The sequence below is a fragment of the Nocardia sp. NPDC004278 genome, from assembly GCF_053602975.1.
Genome location: NZ_JBSGEQ010000020.1, coordinates 104,404 through 120,801, shown reverse-complemented (window position 1 = coordinate 120,801; position 16,398 = coordinate 104,404). Strand labels below are relative to the sequence as shown.

The window sequence follows — 16,398 nt, the reverse complement described above, 5'->3', positions numbered from 1 at the left end:
GAGCATTGTTTCGCGGCTCACGCTAGGACCAGCAATTGCTGCTGGTACGGACACTTCGCCGACCGGGCGTACGCGGTCGAGATCCAGTGGTCCCGGCTCGATCCGGCTACCGATAGCAGTAGGAGTCGGAGGATGCGTCGCCGCCCTGGAGGCGCACCTGATGCACCCGCAGACCTCGAAAGTCCTCGTCGTGCGGGAAGAACGACTCATCGATGGTCATTCCGCCGTCCGGATCGGTGTCTATCACGGCCATCCAGGCGCCGACCCCATCCGGGTAGAACTGGTCGTCCCACGCGCTATAGAGCGAGTTGGTGAGGTAGACCCGCCGACCATTACGGCTGATCTCGACCATCTGGGACCCGCCGGCAAGCGGCTTGTTCGGCGCGGCCGGGTGGGCGCTGCGGCCGACGATCCCGCCGAGGCGGATCGCCCCGGTCTGTTTCGGGTCAGCCGGATTGCGCACGTCGAACTGCCGGAGTTCCCCGGTGCCCCAGCACGAGACGTAGAGGTATGCGTCGTCGACCGACAGGCCGATGTCGGTGACCAGCGGCGGTACCGCGCCGAACGGTTTCAGTGCCGGCGGCAGCAGGTCGGGATCGGCCGGTTCGGCCGGAATGGTGATCACCTTGTCGACCGCCCACACACCACCATCGCGGTGCCAACGCCACACGGAGGCCGACAGATCCTCGGTCGAGATCACCACACCGACGAACCCCCAAGTGGCGTCCGGATCGTGCGAAGGGCGCAGCTCTAGTGGCATCTGGTACTGCTCGCCGAGATCGATCCGCTGCTGGTGTCGACCGGCGGCGAGGTCCCAGAAGTGGATCGCGTGACCGTACTTGTTGGCCAGCAGCAGCTCCGGCTTCAGCCCGTCCTCGATCATGAACGGGGTGCCCCACTCGCTGCTGATCAGCGTGTTCTGGTTGAGATGCCACCAGGCGTCGTACGCGAAGTATTGCGGCCCACGGTCGGTCTCCCATTGCCGCAGCACATCGAACGTATCGTGATCGAGCAGCGCGATCCCGCCCGGCCCGTCCGATCCGTTTGCCGCGCCGAGGCAGGTCATGAACACACCGTCCGGCCCGCAGTGCAGCGTGTGTGGACGGGAGTAGCCGGCCTTGGCCGCGAGCTCGGAGCTGTCCACGATCTTGGACAGGGTGGGCTGGCGTGGGTCGGGCTGGGTATCGAATACGTGCAGTCGTGACGAGCGCAGACCCGGCACGATCAGGTACCGCCGAGCCAGCCCCGCACTGTGGTGGCCCGCATGCTTCAGCGCGCTGCTGCAGGCGTTCCAGCCGAAATGGTGGAGCTCGTTGCCCAAGTGGGGTACCTCGGTCCAGCCCACCACCCGGCCGTAGGTGGCCGAGCCCGGATCCACATCGACTACTGACAGCGCATCCGGCTTCTGTGCCGCGCCGTCGAACGCAACAACGTATGCGAGCCGCTCCGGTGGCGCGGCTACCGCCTCTGCTGCGCTCCGATAGAAGGTCGGGTCCAAGTCCGAGTGATTCATTTCCAGCCTCCTTCATGTCGATAGGCGGAGACCCGCGCACCTCGCCCGATCTGGCGGTGCCGAGCGACTCGTGTGGTCGCGTGCAGTAATGGCGCGGGCAGGCAGTAACCAGTCTCGGCCTTTCTACATAGATCCACCAGCTACGGCCGGCGCAGCCGTCAGCTGGCCAGAAGTCGACGTGCTTCTGTGATGTTGATCCGCCACCGAATCACTTCGACGCGGTAGCCCAAGTTCCAGGCCGCTTCTTCAAGACTGTTGCGCCGCTCGGCAATTCCCTGTGCCGCCTGCGCATCGTTACCGTGCAGCACACGGATCGCCTTGCCCGTGTTCGGATGGTGGAGCTTCGAGGTCAGCCAGAGTCAGCACTGGAAGATCGAGATACTCGGCCTCGATTGCCCGAGAAGGGGCACTACCTCATATCAGACAAGCCGGGCCGCAACACGGTGCAGATCAACCTACCGCTGTTCGAGGGCTCCGTGGAGCAACATATCGCTATGGAGATAACCGGTATCGAGATGGACACATTCGATCGCGACCACAAGCTGCGACCGTATCGGTACGTTTTCACCGGCCTGCCAACAAAATGGTTGGGTTCGACCGAACCGGGTGCGAGCAACAAATGACCGAATCCGGCCCCAAAGATCTCAAGGCGCGACATCGCGCAATGTGGGCACTGGGCGACTACCCGGCCGTCGCCACCGAAGTCATCCCTGGGCTGGGTCGGCATCTCGTCGAGGTCTGCCGTATCGGCCCGGGTCAGCGCGTGCTGGACATTGCGGCCGGATCCGGGAACGCGGCGATCCCGGCCGCGGAGACCGGTGCGGACGTCGTTGCGAGCGACCTCACGCCCGAACTGTTCGACGTCGGCCGGCGTCTCGCCGCCGCCCAGGGCGTCGACCTGCAGTGGCAGGAAGCCGACGCCGAGGCATTGCCCTACGCCGATGCCGAGTTCGACGCCGTGATCTCGTGCGTAGGCATCATGTTCGCGCCGTCCCACCAAGCGGCCGCGGACGAACTGGTGCGGGTCACCAAGCCGGGCGGCACGATCGGGCTGATCAACTGGACATCCACCGGTTTCATCGGACAGATGTTCGCCACCATGAAACCGTTCGCTCCGCCGCCCCCGCCCGGTGCGCTGCCACCCCCGCTGTGGGGCGACGAGACACATGTCCGGTCGCTCTTGGGCGATCGCGTCACCGACCTCGAGCTGCGACGCGAAAAAGCAGTCATCGATCGCTTCGCCGACGGCGCCGGGTTCCGCGACTTCTTCAAGGCCTACTACGGACCGACCATCGCCGTGTACAAGGCCATTGCCGCGGAACCAGACCGGATCGCACGGTTGGACCGGGAACTCGCCGATCTCGCTTCCCAGCACGACATGGGCAATGGGCGAATGGAGTGGGAGTACCTCTTGGTCACCGCACGCCGATCGGTCTGAACTGGGCGGCAGGCGCCAGGGTCGCGCACTCGAAAGGGGTCCGCGATGCGCGAATTCGGTTCGGGCGCGGTCGTCACCGGGCTGGCCGCCGCCGCGACATTCCCCTCTGGACGCGACTCAACACGAAAGCCGTTGCACTGCAACGGCTTTCGTCATTTTACGGCTCAACGCCGACTGGAAACCCGAATTCCAGTTCGGATGGTTCGAGAAACCGCCAACGCTTCCGCAAGCCCTACCTCGAACAAGCTCGGGATCTTCAGGACGTGATGGCGACAGCGACAACCGCATTTTCTCTGCCGGCGTCGCTGTGTCGAAATTAGACTGTTGATCAGCGCGATTGTCCGCTCGGTCACCGTGCGCGGGGGTGGTTGGTCGAAGTGATCGACGATGACGTCGATTCGAGCTCGAGTTGCGCGTCTTGTGTTCTCCAACGTTTTCGGTCCAACTCCAGAGCGCCGTACGAACCGGGGGCCGCCATTTCGGCAGCGTCGCACCCGATGAGCAGATCCGACGCTCTGCGCCTCTCTGGAAAGAAGGTCGGCATGGCCACTACCACTGGTTTTCCCCATGGTCGTGATCTGCTTCGCGACCCGCGGTACAACCGCGGCACGGCATTCACCAACGAGCAGCGCGTCTCGCTCGGGCTGCAGGGCCTGCTCCCGGCGGGCGTGTTCTCGCTCGAACAACAGGTCGGTCGCGTCTACCAGCAGTACAGTTCGCAGCCCAGCGATCTGGCCAAGAACACGTTTCTCGCTGCATTGCACGATCGCAACGAGGTGCTCTACTACAAACTGCTCGAGGATCATCTGACCGAGATGCTCCCGGTCGTCTACGACCCCGTGATAGCGCAGGCAATCGAGCACTACAGCCACGAATTCCGTCGGCCCGACGGGGTGTACCTGTCGATAGACGCGATCGACGCAATCGAGCAGGCCTTTCGTAACTATGGCCTCGACGCGGACGACGTAGACCTGGTGGTGGCGACCGACGCCGAGGAGATCCTGGGTATCGGCGACTGGGGGGCGAACGGGATGGACATCTCCATCGGCAAACTGGCCATCTACACCGCCGCTGCGGGTATCGACCCCGACCGGGTCATCCCGGTCATGCTCGACGTGGGAACCGACCGTGAATCGCTGCTCAACGACCCGCTGTATGTCGGCAATCGCCACAGCCGGACGCGTGGCGAACGATACGACGCGTTCATCGACGCCTATGTGGAAAGTGCGAGCCGCCTATTCCCGCATGCGCTGTTGCATTTCGAGGATTTCGGACCGTCCAATGCGCGGCGGATTCTCGAGCGGTACCGGGACAAGGCCCGGGTCTTCAACGACGACATGCAGGGAACTGGTGCGATCACTCTGGCGGCAGTCCTGGCGGGCATGCGGGTCGCGGGCACGCGGGCGAGTGAACAGCGCGTTGTCGTATTCGGTGCAGGAACAGCGGGGGTCGGGATCGCCGACCAGCTGAGAACGGTCATGGTGCGCGACGGCCTGTCCGAGCGGGAGGCGACACGGCGGTTCTGGCTGGTCGACAAGCCGGGGCTGCTGGTCGATGACATGAACGACCTGCGCGACTACCAGAAGCCTTACGCCAGAACCCGTCCGGAGGTCGTCGGTCGGATCGACTGTAAGAGCGATCTGGCAGCGGTGGTCGCGGCGGTACACCCGACCATCCTGATCGGCACCTCGACGGTGGGCGGCGCCTTCACCGAGGCCGTCGTCCGTACGATGGCAGAAAATGTCGAACGCCCCATGATCTTCGCGCTCTCCAATCCGACCGAACGAATCGAAGCCCGGCCCGCCGACGCGATCCGGTGGACGGACGGACGCGGCCTCGTCGCGACCGGAACGCCGTGGGAGCCCGTCTCCTACAACGGAACCACCTACGAGATCGGTCAGGCCAACAACGCCCTCGTGTACCCGGGCATCGGTCTGGGCACAATCGTCTCGGCCGCCGATCATGTGACCGATGGAATGTTGTTCGCCGCTTCGGAAGCCATCGGTGGGCTGGTGGACAGTGCGCGCAAGGGCGCCGGTCTGTTACCGAATGTCGAGAACCTGCGGGTCATGTCGGCGACGGTTGCCGTCGCAGTCGCCGAACAAGCCGTGCAGGACGGCGTCGCAAAGCCGTTGACCGACCCCGGCAGAGCCGTCCAGGACGCGATGTGGCATGCCAGCTACCCCGACTTGGAGGTCGCACCATGACCGGAGTCACCGGTCAACCGCCGCGCGCGATCCCGATCGGCACCGGGGCGACCGGTACGCGCGTCGTCTGGCCTGCTTACCGGAACGTATCCGCGAATTGCGCTTTGCCGTCTCGGGCGAGCCAGGTGTCGAAGGTCAGCAGACCGGGGTGCAGCTTCCGCAAGGCCGGGATGTCCGCTTGCCAGCCGCCCCGTTCGTTGGCGAAGACAAATCCCGCGATCGCATCGGGGTCCCTCCCCTCGAGCGCTTCGCGTGGCAGCGATCGGTAGCTCACCGGTTGTCCGGTCGCTCGGGTAATCGCGCCGACAACCTGCGGCATGGTCAGCTCGTCGCCCGCCAATTCGAGTGCCTTGCCGAGATATTCGTCCGGATTCTCGAAGGCGAGCGCGGCGAAGGCGCCGATGTCGCGGGCCGCGATCAGCTGGACGCGAGTGTCAGGGCGGAAGACGTCGGTGAGGATACCGTCGCGAACACCGAGCGTTGGGTCGGCTTGGTTCTCCATGAACCTGACCGGGCGCAGGATTGTCGCGGCCAGGCCGAGGGTGGCGATGTGCTGCTCGATTCGCCATTTGGTCGCCCAGCGTGCGATACCGGGATCTCGGTCGGCTCCGCCGACAGACGAGTACACCAGGTGTCGCACACCGGCCGCCCGGGCCGCCTCGGCGACGGCGACGCCGAGGCGCACCTCGTCGTCGAGGGTGAAAGTCGGCGGCGTGCCGGGATATCCCTGGGTCGGCTGGACACTGAACACTCCGTAGACGTCTCGCATGGCCACGTCGAGTGAGTCGCGGTCGCCCATGTCGCCCTGGAAGAGTTCGGCGCCCGCCGCAGCGAGTTCCCGCGCCGCGGGGCTGTGCGGATCGCGGACCAGGGCGCGCACCTTCTGTCCGTTGGTCAACAACCGCCGCGCCGCGGCGCCACCCTGCCATCCGGTGGCGCCGGTGACCAGAATTGACTGCTCGGATATCGACATCTGTCCGTTCCTTGATTCGTATGTCCTTGCGGGACTGGATATCTCGCAACCGTCAGATAAATGGGGACAGTCCCCGGTTGCCGATTGATACAATACGGGGACACTCCCCGGTTTTGCAATCTGAATGGTGGTCATGACGAAACCGAACAGCACGGGCGGGCCCCGTGCACGACCGATGCGTGCCGACGCGCGGCGCAACTACGAGCGATTGCTCACGGCGGCGCGCGCTGTGTACGCGGAGCACGGCCTCGACGCCTCGCTGGATGACATCGCCCGACGGGCAGGAGTCGGAAATGCCACGCTGTACCGCCATTTCTCCACTCGTGAAGCGTTATTGGATGCGGTACACCAGGATGAGATCGAGGCGCTGTGCACCGCAGCGGAACAGTTGGGCACCGAGTCGGAGCCGGGTGCGGCGCTGACGATCTGGTTGCGATCGCTGATCGGTCAGGGAAGCACCTCACGCGGCCTGCTTGCCGCCCTGACTGCCGCCCTATCGATGGGCGGGTCGGATATGTCCTGGTGCCGTGAGGCGATAATCACGGCCGCGACGACACTGCTCAGCCGCGCGCAGCGCGCAGGAGTGGTGCGTGCCGATATCACCGCAGCGCAACTGCTGAAGCTGGTCAACGCCATCGCGTTCGTTACCGAGCGCGATCCGGACAACGCCACCCGAGCAGATCAACTACTCACCCTGATGATGGAAGGAATATACCCACGCAACCCAGCGCCTACCGACCCGTGAACCTGGGTTCCCGGCGTTCGAGCATGGCGGAGACCGCTTCGTGGTGGTCGTCGGTCTGGTGGGCGATGGCCTGTAGGGCAGCGGATAGTTCGAGCAGACTTTCCAGGCTCTGCCATTGGCCTTCGCGGAGTAGCTTTTTGGTCATCCGCAGCACCTGGGGTGGATTGGCGGCGACCCGGGCGGCCAGCGCGTGGGCCGCGTCGAGCAGTGCGTCGGGTTCGACGACCGCCGAGACCAGTCCCCAGTGCAGCGCCGTGGCGGCGTCGATCGGCTCGCCGGTGAATGCCATCTCGCTGGCGCGAGCCATGCCGACGGCCCGCGGAAGTAGCCAGGCACCGCCGTCACCGGGGATGATGCCGACCTTGGCGAAGCTCTCGGCGAATGTCGCGGTGTCGGCGGCGATACGCATATCGCACATGAGGGCCAGATCGCAGCCCGCGCCGATGGCGGGGCCATTGACCGCGGCGATGGTCGGAATTTCGCAGTGATACAGGGCCTTCGGGATGCGCTGGATCCCGTGCCGATATCCCTGCCGCAACTCGGCGGGTGCGCCGCCGAACATGCCGGTCCGGTCGCGCATGTGCTTGATATTGCCGCCCGACGAGAAGGCGGTACCGGCACCGGTCAGGATCGCCACCCGCACCGAGGGATCGGCGTTGGCGGCCGACACCGCCCGTTCGAGCGCGTCCACCGTCTCGGCATCGGATATCGGGTTGCGGGCCTCGGGGTTGTTGAGGGTCCAGACGACGACGTCGCCGGTGCGCTCGATGCGGACGGGCTCACTCACGATCTACTCCTCGGGTGCGATAACGATCCGGACATCCACCGGAATTGTGCCGGTACCCGAGGCGACGACGGGATCGAGGTCCAGTTCCGCGATCGTCTGATAGCCGCGTTCGGCCGGATCGGTGGGTGCGTCGGTGGCTGTGGTCATCGAGGTAGATCTCCTCTTGATACGGGTCAGCGGGCCGCGCCGACCATGGGGGTGGGAGTGAGCGGAATATCGTCGGCTGGTTCGGATTTCGAGCGCACCTTCTTCAACGCCGCACCGGACGACGGTAGTGGCTCGCCGCGGAATGTGATGGCGCCTCCGCTGATCGTCTCGAGCCGATTGATGGTGCGGCACAGCGTCGACTTGCCGGAACCCGAGGGCCCGATCACGACCACGACCTCGCCTTTGGCGATGTCCAGGTCGATGTCGCGCAGCACGGCGGTTGCGCCAAAGGTCTTGGTCACACCCCATATAGAGATCAGCGGCGGTTGCGGGGAGCTGGTGGCGCCGGTGAGTGATGTCGTTGTCATGGACGGATCCAGTCGTGATCGGCAGCTTGTGCGAGACAGCTAACAGCCCCGAAGGGTAAAATGCAAGAAGATTTGCAGAATGCGTAGAAATACAATTAATCTTGCACGCGGCCGACGGCTCCGGCTCGGCTCGAGCCACGAGGGAGAATGACCGCTCGCGACCTGGGAGTCTGCAGTCCGGCAGCTGACCGACGCGCCCCGGGGGCACGTGATGGGCTTGCGCAAATGCCATGCACCCACCTATCTGCTGGCCTACCGGCTCGGCATGGTGCGTGAGGACGTCGCGCTGGTGACGGCAACGGCTGGCGCGCTGACCGACGACCTGCGCCGGGTGCGTGCACGAGACTGCTTCATGGCCATATCGATTCATCGCCATATGACCGACACGGTGCGCGGCGCGGCGTGGGCACGGTCGGTCGGCGCCCATGTCATCGCACTGATCGACAACCCGGGTCGCCCTGGCCGCATCGGCGGACGAATGTTTCTTCGGGATGCGGCCAGCACCTCGGTGCTGCGCTCGATGACCGCGTTCACCGCGCTGATGCAGACGCTCACCGCGGAGGTGGCGAAGTCACACGGGCGTGAGGCACGCGCGTCACTGCTGCAGGAGGAGCAGCTGCTCAGCGACTTCCACATCTACACAAACGGATTCGGGGCCCAAGTAAGGATCTCCTTATGGACCGTCACCCAGCCGGGCACGCGAACCCGTCACCTGGCCGTATACCGCTTGCACATGGACACCGTCCTACTCGCCGCGCGGAAATTCGCTACCGCGGCGAGCTCGGACGGGAGGCTCCGGCGGTCTGGCGTCGGCCGAGCGTAGGGATGACTGTCCTACTACCCCAGCGCTATTCCGACACGCCCTTTACACTCGCGAAGTAACCTACGCCGAACGAACCATGCCCTCAGCCGTGACACCTGGGAGTAGACGATGTTTTCTCGATGGAAGAACACCGCCGCATGCGCGGCTGCACTGGTGAGCGCCGCCCTTCCGGTCGGCGCGGCCTCGACCGCGCAAGCAGCCCCACAGCAGTGCCCCGACATGTATGTCGTAGCGGTTCCCGGCACCTGGGAAACGTCGAAGTCCGAACCGGGCCAAGGGATGCTCGCCGCCGTCGCCAACGGCTTGCCCGGCAACGTCCAGACCGACTACGTCGCCTACGCGGCGACCGCGTTCCCTTGGGAAGGCGACGTGTACGGCCGCTCCAAACGAGAAGCCCTCGACAATGCCCGTGGCCTGGTCAGCGCGATGGCCCAGCGCTGTGGCGCAACACGATTCGCGCTGGTGGGCTACAGCCAGGGCGCGGACGCCGCCGGTGATCTCGCCGCCGAGATCGGCACCGGGGTCGGTGTCGTATCGCCGAACCGCGTGGAATTGGTCGGACTGATCTCCGACCCCCGCCGCTCCCCCACCGACAACCTCATCGGCCCGCCCGTCCTTGGCGCGGGCGCCGGTGGTCCACGCTTGGGCGGTTTCGGCTGGCTCACCCCGAAGACGTACACCTTCTGCGCCGTTGGAGATCTGTACTGCGCAACCCCCGACGGCGACTTCGCTGCTCGCATCGCCGGATTCTTCGCCCAGATCTCCAACCCCGACCCCGCCCAGTTCGGTACCTATCAGCTGGAGGCGGGCAACCTCATCGCCGACGCCCTCGCCGCGGGTGGTCTCGGGCTGCTCAACGACCAGCTCAATAACTCGGCCTACGAACAGCGCAAACAGCAGGTCGACGATTTCGTGAAGTCCGGGATCCACCAGAGCTACCCGCACTACGCGATCGGCCCCGGCGGCGCCACCCCGCTGACCTGGCTGCACCAACAGCTGATCGACGCGGCACGCAACTAGCCGCTTGTGCGGTATCGGCGACCGATTGGCCGGTCGCCGATACCGCCGTCGCATTACGTCTTTCAGCAGACCCGATCTGCACGCTCATCGGCAAATATTCGCCGGACATGCGGTACGTCGCGCCATCAACCGGCCGATACCACGAAATCCGCTCCAACGAATAAGTCGACCACTGAGAAACGGCTGGTCGCACCGGATTCCATCGGTATGGAGCGCCGACAAAAGGCGGCCAACGACCGGTCGGCAGCTCCGCCGCTGGAGCATGCTGACAGCAGATGCCGACAAGGCCGTCCGTTCGGACCTGTTACCACCTACATCAAGGACGTTGACAGGCATCAGCAGCACTGATAGTCGTAGGCTATGACCTATCCGGATGATTTCGATTTCGAAGCCGTCTACCAAGGCACAGGCGGCCCGTTCGGGCCGGGCGTCAAGCCGCCGTGGAGTATCGGGGAACCCCAGCCCGAACTCGCCGCGCTGATCCAGCAGGGCAAATTCCATGGCGAAGTCCTCGATGTCGGATGCGGAGAGGCGGCGATCTCGCTGTATCTGGCCGGGCAGGGCTACACCACCGTGGGACTGGATCTGTCGCCGACCGCGATCGAGCTGGCCCGCGCTGAAGCCGCCCGGCGCGGCCTGGCCAACGCCTCCTTCGAGGTCGCCGATATCACTTCCTTTACCGGCTACGACGGCCGCTTCGGCACCATCGTCGACAGCACGCTGTTCCATTCGATCCCGGTCGAGTCGCGGGCGGGCTACCAGCAGTCGATTGTGCGCGCCGCCGCGCCTGGCGCGTCCTATTACGCGCTGGTTTTCGACCGGGCCGCCCTGCCCGATGCACCCGTGCCGGGCCCCGCGCCGGTCACCGCCGACGAGCTTCGGGAGGCGGTGGAGAAGTACTGGGTGGTCGATGAGATCAGACCGGCGCGGATCCATGGCGACCTACCCGAAGGCGAAATCGGTGTGTCTGCGGGCGGCCCGACGTTCCGGTTCGAGGGCATTCGCGACGAACCCACCGGCCGCAAGTCGGTTCCGGCCTGGCTGTTGAGCGCCCACCTCGGCTGATCCCGCCACAGCGAGGTCACGGGTGCGCGGTACCTCAGGAGAGCGGCATCGTCAGCCATCGACAAGGGTTGCGGCTGTCGTGGCGAATCGGCGCTTGTAGTCGGTGGGTGTGATGCCGAGATTCCGCGCGAAGGCACGCCGCAATGATTCGTCGCTGCGGTAGGCCGCGGAAATGATCGTATGCCCTTCCAGCAGGAGCTGTTGGGCGGTCGAGGCGGACCCGTTCGACCCAGCGCGCCGGCGTGGTCCCCAGTTCCGCGTGGAAGAGCCGGGTTATCTGGCGGGTGCTCATCGCCGCGGCGGCGGCCAAGGGGTTCGTGCTGTGATCGGCGGTGGGGTCTGTCAGTATCCGAAACGATTTCGTCGAGATCATCCAGCACTCGGCGTGGCCCGAGTGAACGAATCGGCTCGACCCGTCGCCCGACTGCAAAACCAACGGCCCCGGCTCGATCGGAGACCGCGACTGCCCCGGTCCGAGGGGACTAGCGTCGCGCTACCGCGAAGCCCCACGGAATGCCGTACAGCGCAACGAGAATCAGCCCCAATGCCAGCGGCGCGGGTCGCAGGTACACCACCGTGAGCGCCAGCGCCGCGCAGAGCGCGCTCAGGGTGGCGAGGGATCGATAGAAGCGGGGCCGGCGCTGCCACTCCCTCAACGTGGCCGCGAGCGCCATGGTGATGCACAGCGTGAGAGCGGTTCCGGCGCACAGCATCCAGGCCGTACTGGCGGGTGTACGGGCGCCATCGGCATGCTCGACCATCCAGACCATGGCCGCACCCATGACTGCGATGGCGGCCGTCAGCGGCAGGTGCGCGAGGATCCATCCCAGGGTGGCACCGCGCCCGTTGTGGAACTGGCTTCGGCACAACCGATTTCGCGGATCACGGTGGCCGAGCTCGCGGCCTGCGCCGGCATCACCCGGGCGATGTTCTACAACCGCTTCGGTAGTCCCGTGGAGGCCATCAAGGCATGGCTCGCCGACGACAGCGTCACCAAACAGGACCTGGTCGATGCGGCGGTCGCATGCGCACCCGTCTGGTGGAGCTGACCATCGTCGTGAATGCTACACAGGCCGAACACATCCTGCGCGTGGGAGTGGAGTCTCCGCTATCCGACGGGCGCCTCCGCCCCTTCGTCACCGAGGTCTTCCAGATTCGCCAGCGCATCGCGAAGACCGCCGCTATCCCCCCGAGCACAGCGTCTGCACAGATTTGAAGCACCGCCCCGGTCTCTGCTGGCTCATTCATTCACTTCGACGGTGATAAGTATCTGGAACTTCCGGTTCTGTCCCAACAGGATTCGGCTCCCCGCGATCATCGGCACTCACTTTTCCGCCAGCGTTAATAGCTCGCGGCATCGAATAATGCTGTGCCGCACGGGATTCGGATAAGTTCGACTGAAAAGCAAGAGTAAATGTGGAGTACCGCGCGGTCGGCCCCGCACAACTCCGATGTACTACAAACGTCCACCCGACCTGCAGACTTCATGGCTTGATGGAACGTCCGGCCCGCTGTGAGTGCATCAGCAGTCCTCGAGCAGGGCGATCCGACGACTTCGCGATCGGCGTGACGCTCGGGCGGCGACAGCTGGACATCAATGTCCGATTCCCGAATTCTGTGGCAGTCGCATATCTTTCGCGGAAATCCGAGATCACCGATTACATCTTGTCGGACTTCGCGGTCACTGCGATGGTTCGCGAAAGCTGACGCTGTACCGGTACAACCGCGAGCAATTAGCGGGGTCCGCACGTTTGCACAGAATTAACGTGGAAGGCACACGACCGCAGCCGACAGAACCCCGCAGGCCACTAAGCTCGATGACGCGTCCTCGACACGCATCGGCATCACCGGAAGAGCGGAGCGGCTCGAACGGTTCGCAGCGCCCGCAGATACCGACCGACCACAAATGCGTCGCGGCACCATCACACCGCCCGTTGAACTGAATCGGCAGTCTGTCCCGAACCAAGCGACAACGCGGAGTCCCTATGTTCCACGCCGACTTGAAAACCGCCCGACACCTGGAAGCCCGCATCATGACACCGGGCCAACTCACCAGTGGCACATCCGCTGACCGAGCGACACCGTCGCAAAAGATTCCGCTATCGCCCGACAACGGGCCATCCCGGCAGCTCAGTTCGCTCGATGTCCTGCTGCTCAATGCCGAATCACCCACCATGCTGCTCCACGTCGGGTCGGTCACGCTGCTGGAACCGCCCACCACGGGTGACGCGCTGGATGTCACGGTACTGCGCCGGTTGATCGCGGGCCGACTACATCTGATCGCACCCCTGAGATGGCGATTGCGCACTGTTCCGTTGGGTCTGGACCTCCCCTATTGGGAAGACAGCGACACCATCGACCTCGGATATCACGTGCGCGATACGCGCCTGCCCGAGGGTTCGACCGACGTGGCGCTGGCCGATCTCGCCGCCCGCCTGCACGCGCAGCCGCTCGACCGAACTCGACCACTATGGGAATGCCACCTGATCTCGGGGTTGGCCGACGGCCGACAGGCCATCTACACCAAGGTGCACCATGCCCTGATCGATGGCGTGTCCGGAGCGGAGGTCATGGCCGCAGTCTTCGATATCGTGCCCGAGTCCCAGCCCGTGCCGCCACCGCCCGAGGGGCTCCGCTTGGCACGAACGCCCAATCCCGCCGAAGTTCTCGGCCGCGGCATCGCACACACGATGACCCGCCAGGCCGATCGAGTACGCCTGCCGCTGCGCCTGGGACCGATGCTGCCGAACGCACTCACCGACATGCCCAAAGTAAATCCCGCACTGCCGGGCAACGGCCCCAACGGCACCGATCGGTCCTTCGCCTTCGTCTCGCTACCGCTCGACACTGTCAAACAGATCAAGAACAGCTTCGGCGGCACCGTCAACGATGTGGTAATGACATTGTGCACCAGCGCATTTCGCCGCTGGCTCCTGGACAACGACGCACCGGCCGACGACCCGGCCGTGGCCGCGATCCCGGTATCGGTGCGCACCCAGGACCAACTCGGCACCGCGGGCAACCAGTTCTCCATCATGCTGTGCGAACTACCGATCGGCGAACACGACCCACAGCACCGCATGAAACTCACCCACGCCGCAATGCTCGCCGCCAAGGACCGCTTCCAAACCACCCCACCGGCCCTGCTGCACTATGCCACCGCGGCCCTACCGCAGATCCTGCACGGTCTGGCCACCCGCCTACTCCTGCGCGTCGCCGCCCCCGCACTCCCCTTGGCCAATATGGTCGTCTCCAACGTGCCCGGACCGCAGATACCGTTGTACGCCGGGGGAATTCGGGTGGCAGGGAGCTACCCCATCTCCGTACTCACCGATCTGTCCGGCCCGCTCAACATCACCGTCATGTCCTACAACGGCCACCTCGACTTCGGCATCCTCGCCTGCACCGACGCCATCCCGGACGTCTGGAACTTCGCCACCTACTTACAGGACGCGCTCGCCGAACTAGTCGATTGCGCCTAGTAGTTCGTCGGGGTTGCCAGGTGGTGGAGTCGTTGAGGTAGGCCCTGGCCATCGAGCCGTCCCCAAGTGGCTCGCCGCGTTCGAGGCCGCGGCCCCGCTCCAGCAAATTGCGGGCACTCGCTCCGACGCCGGCCTCACCTTCGTCAACGGCCGCGCCCACCCCAGCGCTCGATGCCCGGACCGATTCCGGCGGCATGGCACTTCACGCGATTCGCGCTGTGCCCCATTCCGTCCATGGCCTGTCGGCGATAGGCAGACAATATGACCGGGCGCTGGTATCCGGTGCGTCGTCTGTATGTGGTGCATTCGACGGAGAGGAGGCTGAGCATGACTCCGGCAAACAGTGGACACAAAGGTGAAGACACCTACGACGTTGTCGTCCTCGGTGCTGGTCCGGTGGGCCAGACCGCCGCCCAGCGCGCCCGCGCCGCGGGGTTGAGCGTCGCCGTGGTGGAGCGGGAATTGGTCGGCGGTGAATGTTCGTATTGGGGTTGTATCCCGAGTAAGGCCCTGCTTCGTCCGGTCATCGCGGTGGCCGACGCGCACCGGGTCGATGGGGCACGGCAAGCGGTCTCCGGTGCGCTGGACGTGCCCGCGGTATTCGGTCGCCGCGACCGCTACGTGACCGATTGGGACGATACCGGGCAGGCGGACTGGGTGAAGAACATCGGCGCCGTGCTGCTCCGCGGTCACGGTCGCCTCGATGGCATCCGGCGGGTGGCTGTCGGCACCGAAGCCGGCGACCCGGTGGTCCTCGCGGCGCGGCAGGCGGTCGCGGTGTGCACCGGCAGCCGGGCGGCGGTACCGGATCTGCCCGGTATCGCCGAGGCGCGCCCGTGGACAAATCGCAACGGCACCGACAGCAGCCAGGTCCCCGCCCGGCTTGTGGTGGTGGGCGGCGGCCCGGTCGGCGTGGAGATGGCCACCGCCTGGCACGGGTTCAGCGCCGCGATTACCGTGCTGGCACGCACGCCGCGACTGCTGCCACGGATGGAACCGTTCGTCGGGGAACTGGTGGCCGATCGGTTCGCCGCCGATGGTGTCGAGATTCGCTTCGGTGTGTCCGTCCGCGCGGTGCGGCGCCCGGAGCCGCAGGGCCCGGTCACGCTGATGCTGGACGACGGCACCGAGATCGAGACCGATGAGGTGCTATTTGCCACCGGCCGCCTGCCCAACACCGACGACATCGGTCTGGATACCGTCGGACTGCCGCCGGGTGACTGGCTGGATGTGAACGACAGCTGTCAGGTGCGCGGTGTCGACGACGGCTGGCTTTTCGCGGCAGGCGACGTCAACCACCGCGCGCTGCTCACCCATCAAGGCAAATACCAGGCACGAATCATCGGCAACGTGATCGCCGCCCGTGCGGCCGGAAAGCCGGTGGTCGCAAGCGAGTGGGGCGCTTACACCGCGACGGCCGATGCCGGTGCGGTGCCGCAGGTGGTTTTCAGCGATCCGGAAGCCGCCGCGGTCGGGCTCACCGCCGAGCAAGCCGAGCGAGCCGGACACCGCGTGCGGGTCGTGGATGTCGAGATCGGCGATGTGGTCGCCGGGGCATACCTGTATGCCGATGGATATCGTGGCCGGGCTCGCATGGTGGTCGATCTGGACCACAGCCATCTGCTCGGTGTCAGCTTCGTCGGTCCGGGAGTGGCCGAATTGTTGCATTCGGCCACCGTCGCCGTGGCGGGTCAGGTGCCGATCGACCGCCTCTGGCATGCCGTTCCGTGTTTTCCCACCATCAGCGAGGTGTGGCTGCGCCTGCTAGAGGCCTACCGAGGCTAGCTCCCGGCTGCCTGAAATCGGTGTCGGTGCGTGTCAACGGCCGTC

At 65.4% G+C, this 16,398-nt stretch carries 18 protein-coding genes; 11 read left to right on the top strand and 7 right to left on the bottom strand.

What is annotated here, in order from left to right:
- Positions 1–106: 106 nt before the first annotated feature.
- Positions 107–1,513: a selenium-binding protein SBP56-related protein gene (locus ACWEO2_RS27575; RefSeq protein WP_452407969.1), complete on the bottom strand. Its 1,407-nt coding sequence runs from the start codon at positions 1,511–1,513 to the stop codon at positions 107–109.
- A 158-nt stretch (positions 1,514–1,671) separates the two neighbouring features.
- Positions 1,672–1,821 (bottom strand): hypothetical protein, encoded by a 150-nt coding sequence (locus ACWEO2_RS27570; RefSeq protein WP_452407968.1) that lies wholly within the window; start codon positions 1,819–1,821, stop codon positions 1,672–1,674.
- A gap of 84 nt (positions 1,822–1,905) precedes the next feature.
- Between ACWEO2_RS27570 and ACWEO2_RS27565 the strand changes: the two genes are divergently transcribed.
- From ACWEO2_RS27565 to ACWEO2_RS27555, 3 genes are all read left to right on the top strand, one after another.
- Positions 1,906–2,136, top strand: coding sequence for a hypothetical protein (locus ACWEO2_RS27565; RefSeq protein ID WP_452407967.1), 231 nt, complete (start codon positions 1,906–1,908; stop codon positions 2,134–2,136).
- Entirely contained in the window at positions 2,133–2,951 is an 819-nt protein-coding gene (locus ACWEO2_RS27560) for a class I SAM-dependent methyltransferase (protein ID WP_452407966.1), read from the top strand. The genes ACWEO2_RS27565 and ACWEO2_RS27560 overlap by 4 nt, the downstream gene beginning before the upstream one ends.
- 542 nt (positions 2,952–3,493) lie before the next feature.
- A complete protein-coding gene (locus ACWEO2_RS27555; protein WP_452407965.1) occupies positions 3,494–5,158 on the top strand; it encodes an NAD-dependent malic enzyme in 1,665 nt (554 codons plus the stop codon).
- A 76-nt stretch (positions 5,159–5,234) separates the two neighbouring features.
- Here the strand turns inward: ACWEO2_RS27555 and ACWEO2_RS27550 are convergent, their stop codons facing one another.
- Complete coding sequence (locus ACWEO2_RS27550; protein WP_452407964.1) at positions 5,235–6,131, bottom strand: NmrA/HSCARG family protein; 897 nt, start codon at positions 6,129–6,131, stop codon at positions 5,235–5,237.
- 133 nt (positions 6,132–6,264) lie between these two features.
- Between ACWEO2_RS27550 and ACWEO2_RS27545 the strand changes: the two genes are divergently transcribed.
- Positions 6,265–6,876, top strand: coding sequence for a TetR/AcrR family transcriptional regulator (locus ACWEO2_RS27545; protein ID WP_452407963.1), 612 nt, complete (start codon positions 6,265–6,267; stop codon positions 6,874–6,876).
- Here the strand turns inward: ACWEO2_RS27545 and ACWEO2_RS27540 are convergent.
- From ACWEO2_RS27540 to ACWEO2_RS27530, 3 genes are read right to left on the bottom strand one after another with little or no spacing between them, the layout of a single operon-like run.
- Complete coding sequence (locus tag ACWEO2_RS27540) at positions 6,863–7,663, bottom strand: crotonase/enoyl-CoA hydratase family protein (protein ID WP_452407962.1); 801 nt, start codon at positions 7,661–7,663, stop codon at positions 6,863–6,865. The genes ACWEO2_RS27545 and ACWEO2_RS27540 overlap by 14 nt on opposite strands.
- A 3-nt stretch (positions 7,664–7,666) precedes the next feature.
- Complete coding sequence (locus tag ACWEO2_RS27535; protein ID WP_452407961.1) at positions 7,667–7,810, bottom strand: hypothetical protein; 144 nt, start codon at positions 7,808–7,810, stop codon at positions 7,667–7,669.
- A 26-nt stretch (positions 7,811–7,836) separates the two neighbouring features.
- Entirely contained in the window at positions 7,837–8,178 is a 342-nt protein-coding gene (locus ACWEO2_RS27530; RefSeq protein WP_452407960.1) for an ATP-binding cassette domain-containing protein, read from the bottom strand.
- 211 nt (positions 8,179–8,389) lie between these two features.
- Here ACWEO2_RS27530 and ACWEO2_RS27525 point away from each other — a divergent pair, with 211 nt between their 5' ends.
- The 3 genes from ACWEO2_RS27525 to ACWEO2_RS27515 all read left to right on the top strand — a co-directional run bounded on the left by ACWEO2_RS27525 (position 8,390) and on the right by ACWEO2_RS27515 (position 11,086).
- The gene (locus tag ACWEO2_RS27525) at positions 8,390–9,001 is read left to right on the top strand and encodes a MurR/RpiR family transcriptional regulator (protein ID WP_452407959.1); all 612 of its coding nucleotides are present in this window, start codon (positions 8,390–8,392) and stop codon (positions 8,999–9,001) included.
- Positions 9,002–9,109: 108 nt separating this feature from the next.
- A complete protein-coding gene (locus tag ACWEO2_RS27520) occupies positions 9,110–10,021 on the top strand; it encodes a cutinase family protein (protein ID WP_452407958.1) in 912 nt (303 codons plus the stop codon).
- A 360-nt stretch (positions 10,022–10,381) separates the two neighbouring features.
- Entirely contained in the window at positions 10,382–11,086 is a 705-nt protein-coding gene (locus tag ACWEO2_RS27515) for a class I SAM-dependent methyltransferase (RefSeq protein WP_452407957.1), read from the top strand.
- Positions 11,087–11,568: 482 nt separating this feature from the next.
- Here ACWEO2_RS27515 and ACWEO2_RS27510 read toward each other — a convergent pair whose 3' ends face one another.
- A complete protein-coding gene (locus ACWEO2_RS27510; RefSeq protein ID WP_452407956.1) occupies positions 11,569–11,955 on the bottom strand; it encodes a low temperature requirement protein A in 387 nt (128 codons plus the stop codon).
- On the opposite strand from ACWEO2_RS27510, the gene ACWEO2_RS27505 reads away from it, so the two are divergent.
- The 4 genes from ACWEO2_RS27505 (at position 11,836) to ACWEO2_RS27490 (ending at position 16,353) form a co-directional block, all read left to right on the top strand.
- On the top strand, positions 11,836–12,135 hold the full coding sequence (locus ACWEO2_RS27505) for a hypothetical protein (protein ID WP_452408025.1): 300 nt from the start codon (positions 11,836–11,838) through the stop codon (positions 12,133–12,135). The genes ACWEO2_RS27510 and ACWEO2_RS27505 overlap by 120 nt on opposite strands.
- Positions 12,111–12,302 (top strand): hypothetical protein, encoded by a 192-nt coding sequence (locus ACWEO2_RS27500; protein ID WP_452407955.1) that lies wholly within the window; start codon positions 12,111–12,113, stop codon positions 12,300–12,302. The genes ACWEO2_RS27505 and ACWEO2_RS27500 overlap by 25 nt, the downstream gene beginning before the upstream one ends.
- Positions 12,303–13,071: 769 nt before the next feature.
- Complete coding sequence (locus tag ACWEO2_RS27495; protein WP_452407954.1) at positions 13,072–14,568, top strand: WS/DGAT/MGAT family O-acyltransferase; 1,497 nt, start codon at positions 13,072–13,074, stop codon at positions 14,566–14,568.
- A 327-nt stretch (positions 14,569–14,895) separates the two neighbouring features.
- The gene (locus ACWEO2_RS27490; RefSeq protein WP_452407953.1) at positions 14,896–16,353 is read left to right on the top strand and encodes a dihydrolipoyl dehydrogenase family protein; all 1,458 of its coding nucleotides are present in this window, start codon (positions 14,896–14,898) and stop codon (positions 16,351–16,353) included.
- The last annotated feature ends 45 nt before the right edge of the window (positions 16,354–16,398 follow it).